Consider the following 16,980-nt stretch of genomic DNA (forward strand, 5'->3'; position numbering starts at 1 on the left):
CGTGGAGCGCGTCGTGACGCGCACCGACGAACGACGGCTGCGGGTCCGGCTCGTCGCGGCGGCGGCGGTGCTCCTCACGCTCTGGTCGTACGCGGCCTACCTGACCGGTCAGGACGCGGTCGACCTGCTGCGGGTGCGGACCCTGGCCGACACCCTGGGCCAGCCCATCGACCGGCTGATCCTGAGCCTGCAGACCGAGCGTCGGGTGACCGCCGAGTCGCTGGCCGGGTCGGCGCGGGCGCGGCCCGCGCTGGCCGGGGTGCGGGAGGTGACCGACCGGGCCGCGACGGAGGTGCGGGCGTTCCCGGCCGGCCGAGATCCGCGCCTGCTCAGCGCGGGGGCGGTGCGCGACCGGGCCGAGGCGCTCGTCCGGCGGTTGAACGGGCTGGGCGCCGTCAGGTCCCAGGTGGACTCCGGGTACCTCGACCGTGCCGGGGCGATCGACGGGTACGACCAGCTCGTCGACGTCGCCTTCGACGTGTACGGGCCGGAGTGGGGCGCGTACGAGAGCAGGTTGGCGGTCGAGACCCGCGCGGTGATCGCGCTGGCCCGCGCCCGCGAGCTGCTCGCCCGGGAGGACACCCTGGTCACCAGCGCCGTCGTGAGCGGTCGGCTCAGCGCCGAGGAGCGGCGGCGGCTGGTCGAGCTGGTGACCACCCAGCGGTACGCCCGCGCCGAGGCGGCAGCCGGCCTGCCGGCCGGCGGCCGGGACGCGCACCAGCGGCTCGCGGCGGGCCCGGAGTTCGCGGGTCTGCGCGCCGTGGAGGACACACTGCTGCGGTCGGACCGGGCCGACGTGCTGCGCGGGATCAGCGTGGCGGCCTGGCGGGAGGCGGCGGACGTCGCGCTCGGCGCGCTGCACGAGTTGGTGAGCGCCACGGCCCGCGGCAGCGTCGAACGGGCGACGCCGGGCGCCGCGGTGATCGTCGGGCGGACCGGCGCGGTGGTGGGGCTCGGGCTGATCGCCGTGCTGGCGGTGCTGCTCGGCGGGGCCGCCACCGTGCGCCGCCTGACCGACCAGCGGACCCGCTCGGAGTCCCGCCCGAGCCGGCCCGAACCAGTCGCGGCGGCCCTGCCGGCTCCACCCGCCGACGAGCACCCACCCGGCGACCAGGCCGGCGGCGCCCCGACCGGCGGCGACCCGACCGGCGGCGGCGCGACCGGCGGCGACCAGGCCGGCGGCGACCCGACCGGCGGCGGCCCGACCGGCGGCGGCGCGACCGGCGGCGGCCACACGGACGGCGGGCCGGTCGAGGACCATCGCTTGGGGGAGCTGTTCCTGCGGGTCACCCGGCGCAACCAGGTCCTGCTCCGCGACCAGCTCGACCTGCTGGACGCGATGCAGCGGCGGGAGCGCAGCGCCGAGGAGGCCGACGAGCTGTTCCAGCTCGACCACCTCACCACCCGCATCCGCCGCAACGTGGAAAAGGTGATCACCCTCGCCGGCGCGACCCCGGCCCGCCGCTGGCGACGCCCGGTCCCCCTGCTCGACGTCACGCGCGGCGCGGTCGCCGAGGTGCCGGAATACCACCGCGTCCTGGTCGCGCCGCACTGGCCGTGGTCGCTCGCCGGGCCCGCCGTCACGGACGTCGTGCACCTGCTGGCCGAGCTGATCGAGAACGCCCTGACCTTCTCGGCCACGGACACCACCGTCCGGGTCGCCGGTGAGCACCGGCCGCACGGCTGCGCGGTCGTGGTGGTCGACGACGGTCCCGGTTTCGACTCGACCACGCTGAGCGCGGTCAACGACCTGCTCACCAGCCCGCCGACCCACCCACCCGCCGACGCCACGGGGTTGCACATCGTCGCCCTGCTGGCCGCCCGCTGCGGCGCCCGGGTCACGATGCGGCCCAGTCGACGCGGCGGGACGGCCGCGATCGTGGACCTGCCGGCGGATCTGGTCACGGTGACCGGCGGCCCGGCCGGGGCGGTCCCCCGGCCCGCGTACTCCCCGGCCCGCAACCGACCCGCCGTGCCCGACGCGCCCGCGATGGGCGGGGCGGGCGGTGCTGGCGAGCTGCCGACGCGGGTCCGCCAGTCCCGGGCCGCCGGGCCCGAGCCCGGGCCGACCGGCCCAGAACCCGGCAGCACCGGCCCCGACACGATCGAACTGCCGGTCACGAGAGCAACGAGGAGACATCGATGACGCATGCAGTGGTCACCGCGGACAGCCTGACCGGCGCGCTGGACCGCCTGGTCGACCGGGTACGCGGGGCGGAGTTCGCCGTGGTGCTCTCCCCGGACGGGCTCCCACTCGGCAATTCCCGCCGGGTCGAGCCGAAGCTGGCCGACCAGGTCTCCGGCATGGTCGCCGGCCTGTTGGCGTTGGGGCTCGCCGCCACCCGGACCTGCGACGCGGGCGGGCTCCGGCAGATCGTGGTGCAGATGTCGCGGGCGTTCCTGTTCGTCGCCACCATCGCAAACGGGACCATCCTCACCGTCCGGATCGCCGGTGACGAGATCGAGGTGGGCGACATGGCGTACGAGGTCGCGCTCTTCGTGGGGCAGGCCGAACGGCATCTGCCAATCGCCCTGGGCCCCGCCTCCGCGGCGAGAAGCGGGGACTCTGGTGCACAGCGCCGGCTCGGCTGACGAGGCGTGGTACGACGACGACGCCGGTCCGGTGGCCCGTCCGTACACGATGACCGGCGGGCGCACCGCATCGGAGCGAGGCCGGTTCGATCTCATCTCGCTTGTCGTCGCGCGGCGACCGGCCACACCGCCGACGGCGCTCTTCCCCGAACAGGCGCGGATCGTCGAGCTGTGTCACCATCCAGTGTCGGTGGCCGAGGTCAGCGCCGAGCTGGATCTGCCCCTGGGCACCGTCCGGGTCCTCCTCGGTGACCTGCTCGGGGCGGGTCTGGTCGAGACGCACGAACCGCCGACGCTGTCGGAGCTGCCGTCGCAGGAGCTGCTCGAGTCGATACTTGTCGGGCTACGCGCCCTGTGACGGGTCGGGTGCCGCCGTGACCCATTGGTCGCGTGTGGACGCCCGGCGATGAAGTGAAGGGGAGAGGCAGTGCCGGCAACACCGCCGCAGCCACGACGTACTGTGGCGATCATTCTGCTGGACCGGATCGTGGCCGCCGCCGCAGCCGTACGGCGGGTGGTCACCGGCCGGGGCGGTGTGTCGCGGGCCACCTGGATCGCCGTGCTCGCGGCGCTCGGGGTGGTGGTGGCGACTGTGGTCTCCGTCATCGGTGTGGTGCGTACGCCGGAGCGTCTGGCACCGGTGACCCTCGACCCTCCCCCGTCGGTGGACCAGTTGGGCACTCCGGAGGCCGGTACGCCCCGGGGGCAGGCGAGGCCGGCGGCCAGCAGCCCGCCCACGTCCGCGCCGCCGTCGGTCAGCGCGGCCCCGCCGCCCGCCCCGCCGCCGACCAGCGCGCCGGCCGCGACCCTCTCGTCGTCGTCGCCGACCCCGGCCGCGCTGGGCGCCGACTTCGCCATCGAGGAGAAGGCCCTGCTCAGCTACGGCGCGGCCGTGACCGTCACCAATCCGGGGCCGTCGCCGGTGGCGCGGTGGACGCTGGCCGTCACGCTGCCCCGGGAGTCGTTGCGGGTCAGCGCGGTGCAGGGGGCGCGGGTCACGCAGGCCGGCGCGGTGTGGACGTTCGTGCCGGACGGGAGCTCCGGTCAGGTGCCGGGCGGCGGCTCGGTCCGGGTGACGTTCCGGGTCAACGGCGCGGCGGTCGGCGCGACGCCCACGGCGTGCACGATCGACGGGGTCGCCTGCGGCGGGCTGCCGGACTGATCGCGGCCCAACCCCCGGTGGCGCGCGTCGCGCATGCTGAAGGGGTGATTCGCTTCGTCCTGAACGTCCTGTGGCTCGTCTTCGGTGGTGGCCTCGTGCTGGCGATCGGTTACGGCTTCGCCGCGCTCGTCTGCTTCGTCCTGGTCGTCACCATCCCGTTCGGCGTCGCCTCGCTGCGCCTCGCCGTCTACTCGCTGTGGCCCTTCGGCCGCACCCTGGTGCCCAAGCCGGGCGCGGGCGTCGGCTCCGGGCTGGCAAACGTGTTGTGGGTGGTGCTGGCGGGCTGGTGGCTCGCGCTGTCGCACATCCTCGCGGGCATCGCGCTCTGCGTCACGCTCATCGGGATCCCCTTCGGCATCGCCAACTTCAAGCTTGTCCCGGCCGCGTTCTGGCCGCTGGGCCGGGAGGTCGTGGACGCGCCGTGAGGTGTCACCGGGTCGCCCACACCGTCACGGGCGACCCGGTCCGGGGCACCGCCGTCGATAGTGGACAATCCCGGGTGTCACCCACACCGACGACCCCCTCGACAGGAGCCTGCCATGGCCGGCCCGGACGCCGAACTCACCGCGACCCTGCAGCCCGAGGTGCCGCACGCGGCGCGGATCTGGAACTACTGGATGGGCGGCAAGGACAACTTCCAGTCCGATCGGGCGGCCGGTGACGCGGTGGCCGAGGTCTACCCGGAGATCGTCGTGATGGCGCAGCAGTCCCGCGGTTTCCTGGTGCGGGCCGTGCGGCACCTGGCCGCCGAGGTGGGCATCCGGCAGTTCCTGGACATCGGCACGGGCCTGCCCACCATGCAGAACACCCACGCGGTCGCCCAGGGCATCACGCCCGACGCGCGGATCGTCTACGTCGACAACGACCCGATGGTCCTCGTGCACGCCCGCGCGTTGCTGGCCAGCACGACCACGCAGGGCGTCACCACGTACGTGCCGGCCGACTACCACGACCCGGAGAGGATCCTGGCCGAGGCGGCGCGAACGCTGGACTTCGACCAGCCGATCGCGGTGATGTTCATGGGTGTGCTGGGGTACGAGCCGGACCTGGAGGTGGTGCGCTCGATCGTCGGGCGGACGATGGACGCGACCGCGTCCGGCAGCCACCTGGTGCTCTGGGACGGCACCAACACCAGCCCGGCGGTGGTCTCCGGTGCGCAGCGGTTGGCCGACAACGGTGGCGTGCCGTACATCCTGCGCAGCCCGGAGGATCTGGCCAGTTGCTTCTCCGGGCTGACGATGGTGGAGCCGGGCCTCGTACCGATTCCGTTGTGGCACCCGGACGACGCCGACGCCGTCGGAATCGACGCCTACGGCGCCGTGGCCCGCAAACCCTGACGGGCGCGGACCACGGCCGGTTGACCGGTCAGCGGTTGCAGGCCAACGTCAGCCCGTCGGGCACCGCGCTGGTGGTCACGAGCAGACCGAACGTCGTCACGCCACCCGGCGCGAGTGTGCCGTTGTAGGAGGCGTTGCGGATCTTCACGTCGGCGCCGGCCGTCTCGGCGACGCCGCGCCAGACCGTCTGGATGCGCTCGTCGCCGGCCCACCGCCAGGAGACGCTCCACCGGTCCAGCGTCTGCGTCCCCGTGCTGCGCACCGTCACCGTGGCGACGAAGCCCGTGCCCCACTGGGAGTCGATGGTGGCCGTCGCCGAGCATGCCTCCAACGCGGCGGTCCGGACCGCCGCGATCCAGTACGGGTCCCGCCGGCCCTCGGCGTCGCTGAACCGGTACCAGTACTCGGTGTCCGGCGTCAGCTGGTCGACGGTGACGGCCCCGTAGCGCTCGGGTCCGGTGACGGCCTGGGCCACCGGAGCCCGCCACTGTTGGGCGTCCTCCCGGCTGGCGAAGAGGCTGACGGTCATCGGCGGGTCGTAGCCGCAGGGCGGGCGGAAGAAGATCGAGTACGACAGCGTCACGCTCGTGGTGGTCACCGCGGTCACCGAGGCGCCGATCGGTAGGGCCGGCGGGCAGGTCGGGGTCGGTGACGGCGACAGGGTGGGTGTGGGCGTGACCGCCGGCGCCGGTGCCGGCGCGGCCTCGGCGACGCCTGTCGTGCCGGCCCAGCCGGCCAGCGCCATGGTCGTGACTGCCAGGAAGATGCGGAGCATCGGGACCTCCGGGGGAACCGTCGCCGTCGCGGCCGAGGATGGGCGACCGACCGTACGGGGCCGGACGTGCGCGGCGGCCGCCCGACGGCGATCGGCATGCGGCCGCTGACGGGGACTGCCCGGCGCGGGTGGCGTGGCCACCTCGCGCGTCCCCGCATCCGGAGAGGATTGGGCGCGCTGGCTCCCGAGCGCGACCGACCACAGCATCGCATTCGACAAGCATCAATACAAGCTCGTCCGTCGGCGGGGGACGGCGGCACCGGCTCGTCGGACGCGAACCCGTCGAAAAGCGGCTGCCCGCTCGTCGCCGCAGGGACACGTACCGGGCCCCTGAACCGACGATCATCCATCGTGTCCTGTCAATTCGACACGGGAGAGCACACGATGCGCGACAGATTCACCACGAACCGGCGAACCCGGGTGGCGAGGGCACTGACCGCGGCGGCCGCCGTGTCAGCGCTGGCGGTCGCCTCACTCGCGGCACCGGCACCGGCACCCGCCACCGCCGCCGTCAGCCGGGCCGAGCTGGCCCTGCGCTGGGCGCCCGTCCACTACCAGGACGTCGACGCCACAGGCGCGCACGCCCTGGGCGGTCAGTCCGACTATCTCACCGCCGTGGACTTCGACGGCAACCTGAACGGGCGCGACAACTGGGACCGCGCTGGCGCGTCCGGCACCTCGCTCGCCGCGCACGTGTACTACTCCGTCGTGGAGACGAGCACGCACTGGTACCTCACGTACCTGTTCTTCCACCCGCGCGACTGGACCGACCACCCGTTCTTCGAGACCGAGCACGAGAACGACGGCGAGGGCGTCCTCTTCGCGATCGAGCGCGACGGCTCCCCGTACGGCGTCCTGCGCGGCGCGGTCACCGTCGCGCACAGCGACTTCTACTCGTACGCGCCGGCTGGCAGCACCTGGACCAGCGGCCGGGAGGGTATCGACGGCACCCTGCAGTTCCAGACCTCGCCGCACGACTCGTTCTCCCATCCGGTGACCGCGCAGGAGGCGCAGGGGCACGGCCTGAAGGCATACCCGCAGTACGCCATCAACGGCGACGGCCTGGTCTACTACCCGTCCACAGTCGCCGAGACGCCGAGCAGCGGCGACGACCGCGACGTGCGGTACCAACTCGTCGACATCTTCGCCGCCGGGGGCCTGTGGGCGCAGCGGTCCAACGCGAACCTGTTCGCCGGCCTGGGCACGTTCGCCGGCGACACCTCCGGCGACTGCGGCTCGGGCACCTGGAGCTGCTCGGCGAACTCCGCGAACGCCCCGTGGGGCTGGGACGACGGCAACGACGTACCCGCCCGCGGCGAGCTGGCCAGCGACCCGGCGAAGCTGTCCGCCGATTACTTCACGGTCCCGGCCGGGCTGGCGCGCAGCTACAGCTACAACCCGTACGCCGGGGCCGCCGCCGCGCTGGCCGAGGCGGCCAGGACTGCAGCGCCGACAGTCGACTGACCGGGGGTCGAGGTGCGCGGCCGGGCCGGGTCGGGCCGGCCGCGCACCGGCTCGCGAGCTGTCGTCGGGCGAGCGCGCGCGGGTCGCGCCGCGCCACGTCGACACGTAGCCTGCCCAGATGCGACACACCCTCGCACCGGGCGACGAGACCCTGCACGGTCACTTCTCCCCCGACCTCGCGCCGGTGCTCACCATCGACTCCGGCGACACCGTCACCTACCGCACGCTGGACTGCTGGTGGTCGGCCGGCCCGTACCCCGGCGGGCCGAACCGGGACCGGCCCCGGGCCCCGCAGTACCGGCCCGACCACGGGCACGCGCTGATCGGGCCGGTCGCGGTCCGCGGTGCGCGCGCCGGTCAGACCCTCGCGGTACGCGTCGACGCGATCGTCCCCGGCACATGGGGTACGACTGTGGCCGGCGGGTGGCCGAGCGGGTTCAATCAGCGCTACGGCATCGAGTCCGACGGTGTGGTGCACGCCTGGGAGCTGGACCCGGTGGCGCTGACCGGCCGCAACCAGCACGGCCAGACGGTGCAGCTGCGCCCGTTCATGGGGGTGCTCGGCATGCCGCCCGCCGAGCCGGGACGGCACTCGACGATCCCGCCTCGGCCCTGCGGCGGCAACCTGGACTGCAAGGAGCTCACCGCCGGCAGCACCCTGCTGCTGCCGATCCCTGTCGACGGGGCGCTGTTCTCGGTAGGCGACGGGCACGCCGCGCAGGGCGACGGCGAGGTCGGCGGTACGGCGATCGAGTGCCCGATGGACGAGGTGACGCTGACCTTCGACGTCCGCGACGACTTCCCGGTCACCGGCCCGGTGGCCCGTACCGCCGACGCCTGGCTGACGCTGGGCGTGGGCGCGTCCCTCGACGAGGCGACGTTCCTGGCGCTTGAGGAGATGCTGACCCTCATGCAGCGGCTGCACGGCCTGAGCCGCCCGGACGCGGTGGCGCTGGCCAGCGTCGTCGTCGACGTGCGGGTCACGCAGATCGTCAACCAGACCGTCGGCGCGCACGCGGTGCTGCGCGACGACGCGCTGCGCTGAGCCGCGCTCAGCGCAGCTTGCGGGCGGTGAACCTCGCGGGCGGCTCGGCGATCGCGTCCTGCGCCGCGATCAGCTGGATCTCCCGGGTGCCCGCCGCGAGTGTCGCCTCGAGGACGGCGAAGACGGAGGAGATGGTGCGCTCCAACGCGGTCGCCGGTGAGCCGGAGGTCCGCAGGTGCGCCAGGTACAGCGCCGCGGTGACGTCACCCCCGCCGTTCGGGTTGATCGGCAGCAGCGGCGTGGTGACCGCCCAGGCGCCCTCGTCGGAGACCGCCACCACCTCCAGCGAGCCCGCCGGAACGTCGCCGTGCAGCACGCTGGTGACCAGGACGTGCCGCGGCCCGGTGGCGCGTACGACGTCGACGGCGTCCAGCACCTCCGCCAGCGAGGACGTCGTGCGACCGGCGAGGAAGTCCAGCTCGAAATGGTTCGGCGTGATGATGTCGGCGCGCGGCACGACGGTGTCGCGTAGGTACTCCGGGATGCCGGGCCGGACGAACATGCCCCGACCGAGGTCGCCCATCACCGGGTCGCAGCAGTACACCGCGGCCGGGTTGGCGGCCTTGACCTGGGCCACGGCATCCAGGATCACGGCACCCATCGCCGGATCACCCTGGTAGCCCGAGAGCACCGCGTCGGCGTCACCGAGTACCCCCCGGTCGGCTATCCCGGCGATCACCTCCGCCACGTCTGCGGCCGGCAGCAACGGCCCACGCCACGCGCCGTACCCGGTGTGATTGGAGAAGTGGACCGTCAGGACGGGCCAGACCTCGTGCCCGAGCCGCTGGAGGGGAAAGACGGCGGCCGAGTTGCCGACGTGGCCGTAGGCGACCGACGACTGGATGGACAGGATCTGCACCGACCCATCATGGCCGCCGCCGCCGAGGCCGAACGCGCGGCCTGCCAAATCTGTCGGCTGGCCCACTCGCCCTCGCCGGGTCGCGTCCCCGCCTTATCGGGCCGAGGCGTCGTCGTCGCGCCTGCCACGCCGATCCGAACGACGGCCACGGGCCGCGCCGACGGCAAGGAGGCTGACCACCGCAGCGGCCAGTTGCAACGCGGCGCCGAGCAGATCGACAAGGCTGGAAAGGGCGCTGGTGTCGGGGACAAGATCCATCGCGGCCTCCGGGTTGGAACCCCACCATCCGCGCTGCGCGGAGGGCTTCCCCCGGGCCCGGCCGTATCGACGGGCGCCACAGTCATTATGGCAGCACCCGACGACCGGGGGAACAGGTAGCGTCGCCGGCGAGAAGCGCGGTCAGTCCCGCCACTCCTTGGCGAGCAGCTCGTAGGAGCTGACCCGGTCGGCGTGCGCGTGCGTGATCGTGGTGATCAGCAGCTCGTCGGCGGCCGTGACGTCCCGCAGGGTACGCAGTCGCTCGGTGACCGTGCCCGGCGATCCGACGAACTGCGTGTCCACCCGGTCGGCGACGAGTGCGCGATCTTCCTCCGTCCAGGGCAGCGCGGCAGCCTGTTCCGGGCTGGGGAACGGCATCGCGCCCTCGCCACTGCGGATGCTGCGTACCCAGGGCCCGTACGGCGCGGCGAGACGGCGCGCGGCCTCGTCGGTCTCGGCGACCACCACGTCGGCCGAGACCACCACGTACGGCTGGGTCAGCACGTCGGAGGGCCGGAAGGCGGCCCGGTAGGCGGCGACCGCTTCGAGCACCGAGGAGGGGCTGACGTGGTAGTTGGCGGCGAAGGGCAGCCCCAGCGCGCCGGCGAGCTGTGCGCTCTCTCCGCCGCTGCTGCCCAGCAGCCACACCCGCAGATCCGCGCCCTCCCCCGGAACGGCGTGCGCGTCCAGGCCGTCGGCGTCGGTGTAGTCGCCGCGCAGCAGGGCGAGGACGTCGGCCAACTGGTCGGCGAAGGCCGGCGGCTGCGCGCCCGGCTGGTGCAGGAGCGCGCTGGTCAGGGCGAAGCGTGGGGAGGCGAGCACGCTGGCGTAGGAGAACTGCGGTGGAATCAGCAGTCCGTCGACCACCCGGGCCTCGGCCTCCGGCGGCGGGGCAGGCGTGCCGAGTTCCCGGGCGGCCTCCACACGCCGCTGTCCGGACCGGCCCAGGCCGAGGTCGATCCGCCCCGGATACAGGGCGGCGAGGGTGCCGAACTCCTCGACCACCGACAGGGCGGTGCGGTGGCCGACCTGGACCGCGCCGGAGCCGACGCGGAGCACGCTGGTGGCCGCGGCCACCTGTCCGATGAGCACGGCCGGCGCGGAGCTGGCCACGCCTGCGGCGAGGTGGTGCTCGGCCAACCAGTAGCGGTGGTAGCCGGACTGCTCGACCCGGCCGGCCAGGTCGACTGTGTTGCGCAACGCGTCGGTGACGGTGCCGCCGGCGGGAACCGGGGAGAGATCAAGAACGGACAGAGGGGTCGCTGACATGGTGGTCCCCGTTTCTGGTCAGGCCGACGCGCAGGCGGTCACCGGCGCGCGGAAGGGGCGGCTGGGGATCTCCCGGCGCAGCACCGGCGCCACCTCGGCCTGGAAGAGCTCCAGGCTCTCCCGGTGCTGCTTGTCGGTCAGCCCGTCGTGGTCGGCCTGGAGGTGGATGACCTCGTGGCCGAACTGCTCGTGGTAGCGCAGCACCTTGTCGATGATCTGCTGCGGGCTCCCCACAAGCATCGAGCTGCGCTCGATGGCGTCGGACAGAGTGTGGAAGACCGGCTGTATCCCGAGCCTGCGGAACGCGGTGAGCCGGGCGTCGAAGATCGGCCGATACCTCTCGACAGCCTCCTGCGACGTGCGCGCCACGTGGAACCCCGCGGTCCCCGCGCCGACGAGAGCGTCGGCAGGGTCGTGTCCGTAGTGGACCCACCGTTCCCGGTAGTGGCGGATGAGCTCGGCGTAGGGCTCGATGGGGTTGGTGACGTTGGCGGAGAAGATCGGGTCGCCGTAGCGCGCGGCGAGGTCGACCGATTCTCTGCTGGTGGCACTGCCGTGCCAGACCCGGATGGGCTGTTGCAGCGGACGCGGCCAGGTCTCGGCCTCGGTCAGCGACGGCCGGTACGTCCCGGACCAGGTCACCCTGTCCTCCCGCCAGAGCCGGCGAAACAGCTCGTAGCCCTCCCGGTTGCGGTCCCACTGGTCGTCGGCGGTGACGTGGAAGAGCTGGGCCTGCGCGGCGCCGTTGCCCTTGCCGATGATCAGTTCGAGTCGCCCGTCGGAGAGGTGGTCGAGGGTGGCGTAGTCCTCGTAGGCGCGTACCGGGTCGAGCAGGCTGAGGGTGGTGACCGCGGTGAAGAGCCGGATCGTGGAGGTGCGGGCCGCGATGTGGCTCAGCACGACCGGCGGTGAGGACGAGATGAAGGGGCGTTCGTGCCGCTCACCGACTCCGTACCCGTCGAAGCCGAGCTCCTCGGCGAGAACGGCGGTGTCGACCACCTCCCGGAACCGGGCGGTGGTGCTTCTGCGCTGGCCGGTGACCGGGTCGGGCAGATGGGTGATGAGGGTTATCAGCAGGAACTTCATGCGGGAACCGTCACTCTCGGCGGAAGGGGTCAGGGGCGGGCGGGGCCGAGGCCGAGGTGGTCACGCAGGGTGGTTCCGGTGTACTCGGCGCGGAACACGCCGCGCTCCTGCAACAGCGGGACGACCTGGTCGACGAACCCGTCGAGACCGGCCGGGGTCAGGTGCGGCACCAGGATGAAGCCGTCGGCGGCGTCGGACTGCACGAAGTGGTTCATCCGTTCGGCGACCTGCCGCGCGGTGCCGACGAACGACTGCCGTCCGGTGACCTCGATGATCAGGTCGCGGATGCCGAGCCCCTTCTCCTCGGCCAGGGCCCGCCACTGCCGGGCGGTGGCGACCGGGTCGGGGTACATGCCGGCCCGGCCCCTGCTGATGGTGTCGGCGGTGACGTCCGGGTCCTCGGCGGGCAGTGGACCGTCGGGGTCGTACCCGGACAGGTCCCGGTTCCACAGCTGCTCCAGCAACAGGATCGCGGTCTGCGGGCTCACCTGCTGGCGGCGGATGTGGTGGGCGCGTTCCTGCGCCTCGGCGTCGGTGTCGCCGAGGACGAAGGTGACCCCTGGAATGATCTTCAACTCGTCGGGGTGACGGCCGTACCAGGCCAGCCGGGACTTCACGTCCCGGTAGAACTCCTGGCCGGCCTCCAGGGTGCCGTGTCGGGAGAAGATCGCGTCGGCGCTGGACGCGGCGAACTCGCGTCCGTCGGGCGAGTCGCCGGCCTGCAGGATCACCGGGTGCACCTGCGGGCTGCGCGGGACGGTGAAGTGCCCGGCGATGTCGAACTGGTCGCCGTGGTGGGCGAACGCGCCCGGGTGGGCGTCCGCGACGTAGCGGCCACCGTCGCGGTCCCCCACGATCGCCTCCGCCGGCCACGACTCCCACAGCGTCCGGGCGGCACGCAGGAACTCGGCGGCCCGGTCGTAGCGCAGCGACCGGTCGAGGTAGCCGCCCCGGCGGAAGTTCTTCCCGGTGAACGCGTCGGAGGTGGTGACGACGTTCCAGGCGGCCCGCCCGCCGGAGAGGTGGTCGAGGCTCGCCAACTGGCGGGCCAGCTCGTACGGCTCCCGGAAGGTGGTGTTGAGCGTGCCGGCCAGGCCCAGGTGGGTGGTGACCGCGGCGAGGGCGGCGAGCACTGTCAACGTGTCCGGGCGGCCGACCACGTCCAGGTCGTGGATGCGGCCCCGCTGCTCGCGCAGCCGCAGCCCTTCGGCGAGGAAGAAGAAGTCGAACTTGCCGCGCTCAGCCGTGCGAGCCAGGTGGACGAAGGAGGAGAAGTCGATGTGGCTGCCGGAGTCCGGATCGCTCCAGACGGTGGTGTTGTTCACGCCGGGAAAGTGCGCGGCCAGGATGATCTGCTTGGGCATGGCGGTCTCCAGACTCAGGCGGTCGCGGTCGCGGTCGCGGCGTAGCGGCTGGCCGGTCGGGTCAGGCCGAGCAGGCCACGCAGCGTCCCGCCCGGATAGCCGGTGCGGAACAGACCCCGTTCGCGCAGCGCCGGCACCAGTGCCCGGGTGATCGCGGTCAGATCGTCGGGGAGGACCGCCGGCCGCAGCCGGAAACCGTCCACTCCGGCCCGTTGCCACTCGACCAGCAGGTCGACCAACTGCCTCGGGGTACCGGAGAAGAAGGCCGCGTCCGACGCGAACTCCGCGCCGAGCAGGTCGTCGAGGCGGGTCCTGCGCCGGCGGGCCAGCGTCGGTGTCTCGTCGAGCAGCACGACCAGATCGGCGAGGACGCGCAGCGGTGGCTCGCTGCGACCGACGGTCTCCTCGACCGCCCGGACCTCGCCGACGGTGGCGGCGACGTGCCCGGGGTCGGTAGGGGTGACGAAGACGACGTCGGCGTGCCGGGCGGCGAAGGCGTACGGCACCGACGAGTGGGCCAGCGCGGCGACCACCGGCTGTCCCTGTGGTGACCGGGGCACGATGGAGGGCCCCTTGACCGAGAACCACCGCCCGGTGAAGTCGACGTAGTGCAGCCGGTCCCGGTCCACGAAGCGGCCGGTCGCCACGTCCCGGATCTCGGCGTCGTCCTGCCAGCTGTCCCAGAGTCGGCGGACCACCTCCACCGCGTCGCCGGCCTCGGCGATGAGGTCGCCGACGAGCCGCACCGTCTCCGGTTCGTCGAGCCGGGACGGGTCCAGTACGGGGATCTCCCGGCGGCCGAAGTGCCCGGCTTCGGCTCGCCGGGCCGAGACCCGGGGCCGCCAACCGGCCCGCCCACCGCTGATGTGGTCAAGGGTGGCCACGGCCGTCGACAGGTGGAACGGTTCGGTGTGGGTGGTGCTGGTGGTCGGGACCAGCCCGATGTGCCGGGTCAACGGGGCGACCCGCGCCGCGATCTGCACCGCGTCGAGACGTCCCCGGAGCTGATCGGTGCGGCCGTCCGGGCCGTCGGACCGCGACGACTGAAGGTCGAGGCTGTCCTCGATGGTCAGCAGGTCCAGGGCGGCCTTCTCGGCCTCACCGGCGAGCCCCGCCCAGTAGCGGGCGGTCAGCGGCGCGGACGCTCCGGCACGCGAGAGCCGCCAGGCGGCCGGGTGCCAGCCCAGTCCGTCCAAGGCCACGGCCAGGTGCAGGGTCTTCTCGGTCATGGGCGTACCTCCTGCGGTCGGCCGGTTGTGACGAGCGTGGGCAACGCGTCGAGCAGGGACCGGGTGTAGTCGTGTCGGGGGTAGGTGAAGACGTCGCCGACCGGGCCCTGCTCGACCACCGCGCCGTCGTGCATGACCAGCACACGGTCGCTGAGGTGGTGCACCACGCCCAGGTCGTGGGAGATGAAGAGCAGAGCCGTGCCGTCGGTGGCCCGCAGATCGGCCAGCAGGTCAAGGACCTGGGCCTGGACCGAGACGTCGAGCGCGGAGACCGGCTCGTCGCACACGATCAGGGTGGGTCGTGGGGCGATCGCGCGGGCGATGGCGACCCGCTGCCGCTGCCCACCGGAGAGCTGCCGGGGGTGCCGGTCGAGCAGGTCCGGCCCGAGGCCGACGCGACGCAGCAGGTCGACGACCCGGTCGCGGCGATCGCCGCGACCGACGTCGGGGTCCAGGTTCTCCCCGACGACCTGGGCGACGCGGTAGCGCGGGTCGAAGGAGCTCAGGGGGTCCTGGGAGATCAGTTGCAGCCGGCGGCGCAGCGGGCGACGGACCCGCTCGGGCACCTGCGACCACGGCGCCCCCTCGAAGGTGACGGCGCCGGAGTCGGCGGCCAGGAGACCGGCGACGATCCGGGCAAGGGTGCTCTTACCCGACCCGGACTCCCCGACCAGCCCCAACGTCTCGCCCCGCGCGATGGAGAAGGAGACGTCACGCACGACCGTGTGGTCGCCGTACCTCCTGGTCAACCCGACCGCGTCGAGCAGCGTGTCGTCCGGGCGGACGTCGGGACGGGCAGGCAGCGCCTCCCGACGCGCGACGCCGCCGTCGCGCCCGACCGCGGCGGCGGCGAGCCGGTGCCCTCGCGACGACGCCGAGGGCACCGCCGCCAGCAACTGCCGGGTGTACGGATGTGCCGGCGACCGCAGCAGCCGTGCGGTGGGGCCGTGCTCGACGATCCGACCGTCCCGCATGACGAGCACCCGGTCGGCGACCTGGGCGACCACCGCCAGGTCGTGGCTGATCAGCAGCAGGCTGACCCCGGCGGCCCGCCGCTCGGCGAGCAGCCGCAGGATCTGGGCCTGCACTGTGACGTCCAGCGCGGTGGTCGGCTCGTCGGCGATCAGCAGGGCAGGTTCCCCGGCGATCGCCGAGGCGATGAGCGCCCGCTGTCGCAGACCTCCGGAGAGCTGGTGCGGATATTGCCGGGCGCGGCGCTCCGGCTCCGGGAGGTGGACCTCGTCGAGCAGATGGGTGACCCGGCCGGCTCGTTCGCGGCGGCCGACGATGCCGTGGGTGGCGAGCACCTCGCCGATCTCGGCGCCCACGGTGCGCAGCGGGTCGAGGGAGACCAACGCGTCCTGCAGGACGAGCCCTGCCAGTCGTCCGCGTACCCGCCGCCAGTCCCGTGGGCCGTGGCCACGGACATCCTGACCGGCGAGGTCGAGCCGGGCGGCGCGGACGGTCGCGCCGCGGCCGGCGAGGCCGACCAGGGTACGTGCGGTGACGCTCTTTCCGGACCCGGACTCGCCGACGATGGCCACGCACTCACCGCGCTCGACGGTGAGGCTGATCCCCCGGACCGCGGCGACCCGTCCGGTGGGGGTGTCGAAGTCGACGTGCAGGTCCTCGACCGCGAGCAGGGGGGCCATCAGCGCTGCCGCCCGTCGAAGCGGGCCTGCCAGTGCCGGCCGACGACTGTCAACGCCACCACTGTCGCGGTGACCGCGACGCCGGGCAGGACGGTGATCCACCAGGCCACCTGGAGGTAGTTGCGTCCCTCGGAGAGCATGGCGCCCCACTCGGGCGACGGCGGCTGTGGACCCATGCCGAGGAAGCTCAGCCCCGCGGCGATCATGATCGCTTCGCCGAGTCCGATCACCGCGAGAACCGGCACCGGGCCGATCACGTTGGGCAGGACGTGCCGCGCGACCAGCCGGGGTCGGGACAGGCCGAAGGTCACCGCCTGTTCGACGTACGCGGCGCGGCGGACGAGCAGTGTCTGACCACGCACCACCCGGGCGTGGTGCGGCAGGGTGGCGACGCCGATGGCGATGATCAGGCTGACGGTGCCCGGCCCGGCGACGGCGATGAACAGCAACGCCAGGAGCAGGATCGGAAAGGCCGAGATGGCGTCGAAGGCGCGGCTGAGGGTCTCGTCGGCGAGCCGGTGGGTGAGGCCGGCGAGCAGACCGAGCAGCACACCGCCGGTGACCGCGATGGCCGTGGCCGCCAATCCGATGGTGAGCGAGTGCCCGGCACCGTGCACGACGCGGGTCCACACGTCACGGCCGAGGTGGTCGGTGCCGAGCCAGTGCGCGGCGCTCGGCGCTTCGAGCACCCCCAGCGGGTCCGCCGCCAGCGGGTCACCGGGCGCCAGGGCAGTCGGCCAGACCGCGGCGACCACGAGCAGGATCAGGTACGCCCCGGCGGCGAGCAGCCCGGGTCGCCACCTGCGGCGGCGGACGGTCGGGGCGGGCGGGGTGGACGGGTGGGGTGTGTGCGTGTCGATGGTTGCCGGGGCCAGGGTGACTGTCATC

17 protein-coding genes are annotated in these 16,980 nt (G+C 73.3%); 8 read left to right on the forward strand and 9 right to left on the reverse strand.

Going from position 1 to position 16,980, the window contains the following annotated elements; translation table 11 throughout:
• Positions 1 to 13 precede the first annotated feature (13 nt).
• The 6 genes from AB0K10_RS24920 (at position 14) to AB0K10_RS24945 (ending at position 5,091) form a co-directional block, all read left to right on the forward strand.
• Positions 14 to 2,146, forward strand: coding sequence for a nitrate- and nitrite sensing domain-containing protein (locus tag AB0K10_RS24920; RefSeq protein ID WP_363687210.1), 2,133 nt, complete (start codon positions 14 to 16; stop codon positions 2,144 to 2,146).
• Complete coding sequence (locus AB0K10_RS24925) at positions 2,143 to 2,592, forward strand: roadblock/LC7 domain-containing protein (RefSeq protein ID WP_363687212.1); 450 nt, start codon at positions 2,143 to 2,145, stop codon at positions 2,590 to 2,592. Before AB0K10_RS24920 ends, AB0K10_RS24925 begins: the two co-directional genes overlap by 4 nt.
• Positions 2,570 to 2,950, forward strand: a complete 381-nt coding sequence (locus AB0K10_RS24930; protein WP_363687214.1) for a DUF742 domain-containing protein — start codon at positions 2,570 to 2,572, stop codon at positions 2,948 to 2,950. Before AB0K10_RS24925 ends, AB0K10_RS24930 begins: the two co-directional genes overlap by 23 nt.
• Positions 2,951 to 3,052: 102 nt before the next feature.
• The gene (locus AB0K10_RS24935; protein WP_363687216.1) at positions 3,053 to 3,754 is read left to right on the forward strand and encodes a cellulose binding domain-containing protein; all 702 of its coding nucleotides are present in this window, start codon (positions 3,053 to 3,055) and stop codon (positions 3,752 to 3,754) included.
• A 44-nt stretch (positions 3,755 to 3,798) separates the two neighbouring features.
• On the forward strand, positions 3,799 to 4,179 hold the full coding sequence (locus tag AB0K10_RS24940) for a YccF domain-containing protein (protein WP_363687218.1): 381 nt from the start codon (positions 3,799 to 3,801) through the stop codon (positions 4,177 to 4,179).
• A gap of 114 nt (positions 4,180 to 4,293) precedes the next feature.
• Positions 4,294 to 5,091, forward strand: a complete 798-nt coding sequence (locus AB0K10_RS24945; RefSeq protein WP_363687220.1) for an SAM-dependent methyltransferase — start codon at positions 4,294 to 4,296, stop codon at positions 5,089 to 5,091.
• A gap of 28 nt (positions 5,092 to 5,119) precedes the next feature.
• On the opposite strand, the gene AB0K10_RS24950 is transcribed toward AB0K10_RS24945, so the two are convergent.
• Positions 5,120 to 5,866: a cellulose binding domain-containing protein gene (locus AB0K10_RS24950; protein ID WP_363687222.1), complete on the reverse strand. Its 747-nt coding sequence runs from the start codon at positions 5,864 to 5,866 to the stop codon at positions 5,120 to 5,122.
• Between the two features lie 384 nt (positions 5,867 to 6,250).
• Between AB0K10_RS24950 and AB0K10_RS24955 the strand changes: the two genes are divergently transcribed.
• Both AB0K10_RS24955 and AB0K10_RS24960 read left to right on the forward strand, forming a co-directional pair.
• Positions 6,251 to 7,330 carry a hypothetical protein gene (locus tag AB0K10_RS24955; RefSeq protein WP_363687224.1) on the forward strand — a complete coding sequence of 360 codons (1,080 nt, stop codon included), beginning with the start codon at positions 6,251 to 6,253 and terminating at the stop codon, positions 7,328 to 7,330.
• Positions 7,331 to 7,448: 118 nt separating this feature from the next.
• The gene (locus AB0K10_RS24960) at positions 7,449 to 8,375 is read left to right on the forward strand and encodes an acetamidase/formamidase family protein (protein WP_363687225.1); all 927 of its coding nucleotides are present in this window, start codon (positions 7,449 to 7,451) and stop codon (positions 8,373 to 8,375) included.
• A gap of 7 nt (positions 8,376 to 8,382) precedes the next feature.
• Here the strand turns inward: AB0K10_RS24960 and pdxY are convergent, their stop codons facing one another.
• From pdxY to AB0K10_RS25000, 8 genes are all read right to left on the reverse strand, one after another.
• A complete protein-coding gene (pdxY, locus tag AB0K10_RS24965; protein ID WP_363687227.1) occupies positions 8,383 to 9,234 on the reverse strand; it encodes a pyridoxal kinase PdxY in 852 nt (283 codons plus the stop codon).
• Positions 9,235 to 9,327: 93 nt separating this feature from the next.
• Entirely contained in the window at positions 9,328 to 9,492 is a 165-nt protein-coding gene (locus AB0K10_RS24970; RefSeq protein ID WP_363687229.1) for a hypothetical protein, read from the reverse strand.
• A 141-nt stretch (positions 9,493 to 9,633) separates the two neighbouring features.
• The gene (locus AB0K10_RS24975) at positions 9,634 to 10,761 is read right to left on the reverse strand and encodes an LLM class flavin-dependent oxidoreductase (RefSeq protein WP_363687231.1); all 1,128 of its coding nucleotides are present in this window, start codon (positions 10,759 to 10,761) and stop codon (positions 9,634 to 9,636) included.
• An 18-nt stretch (positions 10,762 to 10,779) separates the two neighbouring features.
• Entirely contained in the window at positions 10,780 to 11,847 is a 1,068-nt protein-coding gene (locus tag AB0K10_RS24980; protein ID WP_363687233.1) for an LLM class flavin-dependent oxidoreductase, read from the reverse strand.
• Positions 11,848 to 11,876: 29 nt separating this feature from the next.
• Positions 11,877 to 13,211, reverse strand: coding sequence for an NtaA/DmoA family FMN-dependent monooxygenase (locus AB0K10_RS24985; RefSeq protein ID WP_363687235.1), 1,335 nt, complete (start codon positions 13,209 to 13,211; stop codon positions 11,877 to 11,879).
• Positions 13,212 to 13,225: 14 nt separating this feature from the next.
• A complete protein-coding gene (locus AB0K10_RS24990) occupies positions 13,226 to 14,440 on the reverse strand; it encodes an LLM class flavin-dependent oxidoreductase (RefSeq protein WP_363687237.1) in 1,215 nt (404 codons plus the stop codon).
• Positions 14,437 to 16,092, reverse strand: coding sequence for an ABC transporter ATP-binding protein (locus AB0K10_RS24995; RefSeq protein WP_363687239.1), 1,656 nt, complete (start codon positions 16,090 to 16,092; stop codon positions 14,437 to 14,439). Before AB0K10_RS24995 ends, AB0K10_RS24990 begins: the two co-directional genes overlap by 4 nt.
• A complete protein-coding gene (locus AB0K10_RS25000) occupies positions 16,092 to 16,979 on the reverse strand; it encodes an ABC transporter permease (RefSeq protein WP_363687241.1) in 888 nt (295 codons plus the stop codon). The genes AB0K10_RS24995 and AB0K10_RS25000 overlap by 1 nt, the downstream gene beginning before the upstream one ends.
• Position 16,980 lies beyond the last annotated feature (1 nt).

Source organism: Micromonospora sp. NPDC049274 (genome assembly GCF_040678875.1).
In the GTDB taxonomy this organism is placed as follows: Bacteria; Actinomycetota; Actinomycetes; order Mycobacteriales; family Micromonosporaceae; genus Micromonospora.

Excerpts from the sequence above, each read along its gene's own strand:
- AB0K10_RS24925 (WP_363687212.1), top strand. The coding sequence starts at position 2,143 with ATGACGCATGCAGTGGTCACCGCGGACAGCCTGACCGGCGCGCTGGAC.
- AB0K10_RS24945 (WP_363687220.1), top strand. The coding sequence starts at position 4,294 with ATGGCCGGCCCGGACGCCGAACTCACCGCGACCCTGCAGCCCGAGGTG.
- AB0K10_RS24950 (WP_363687222.1), bottom strand. The coding sequence starts at position 5,866 with ATGCTCCGCATCTTCCTGGCAGTCACGACCATGGCGCTGGCCGGCTGG.
- AB0K10_RS24955 (WP_363687224.1), top strand. The coding sequence starts at position 6,251 with ATGCGCGACAGATTCACCACGAACCGGCGAACCCGGGTGGCGAGGGCA.
- AB0K10_RS24960 (WP_363687225.1), top strand. The coding sequence starts at position 7,449 with ATGCGACACACCCTCGCACCGGGCGACGAGACCCTGCACGGTCACTTC.
- AB0K10_RS24970 (WP_363687229.1), bottom strand. The coding sequence starts at position 9,492 with ATGGATCTTGTCCCCGACACCAGCGCCCTTTCCAGCCTTGTCGATCTG.
- AB0K10_RS24975 (WP_363687231.1), bottom strand. The coding sequence starts at position 10,761 with ATGTCAGCGACCCCTCTGTCCGTTCTTGATCTCTCCCCGGTTCCCGCC.
- AB0K10_RS24980 (WP_363687233.1), bottom strand. The coding sequence starts at position 11,847 with ATGAAGTTCCTGCTGATAACCCTCATCACCCATCTGCCCGACCCGGTC.
- AB0K10_RS24985 (WP_363687235.1), bottom strand. The coding sequence starts at position 13,211 with ATGCCCAAGCAGATCATCCTGGCCGCGCACTTTCCCGGCGTGAACAAC.
- AB0K10_RS24990 (WP_363687237.1), bottom strand. The coding sequence starts at position 14,440 with ATGACCGAGAAGACCCTGCACCTGGCCGTGGCCTTGGACGGACTGGGC.
- AB0K10_RS24995 (WP_363687239.1), bottom strand. The coding sequence starts at position 16,092 with ATGGCCCCCCTGCTCGCGGTCGAGGACCTGCACGTCGACTTCGACACC.
- AB0K10_RS25000 (WP_363687241.1), bottom strand. The coding sequence starts at position 16,979 with ATGACAGTCACCCTGGCCCCGGCAACCATCGACACGCACACACCCCAC.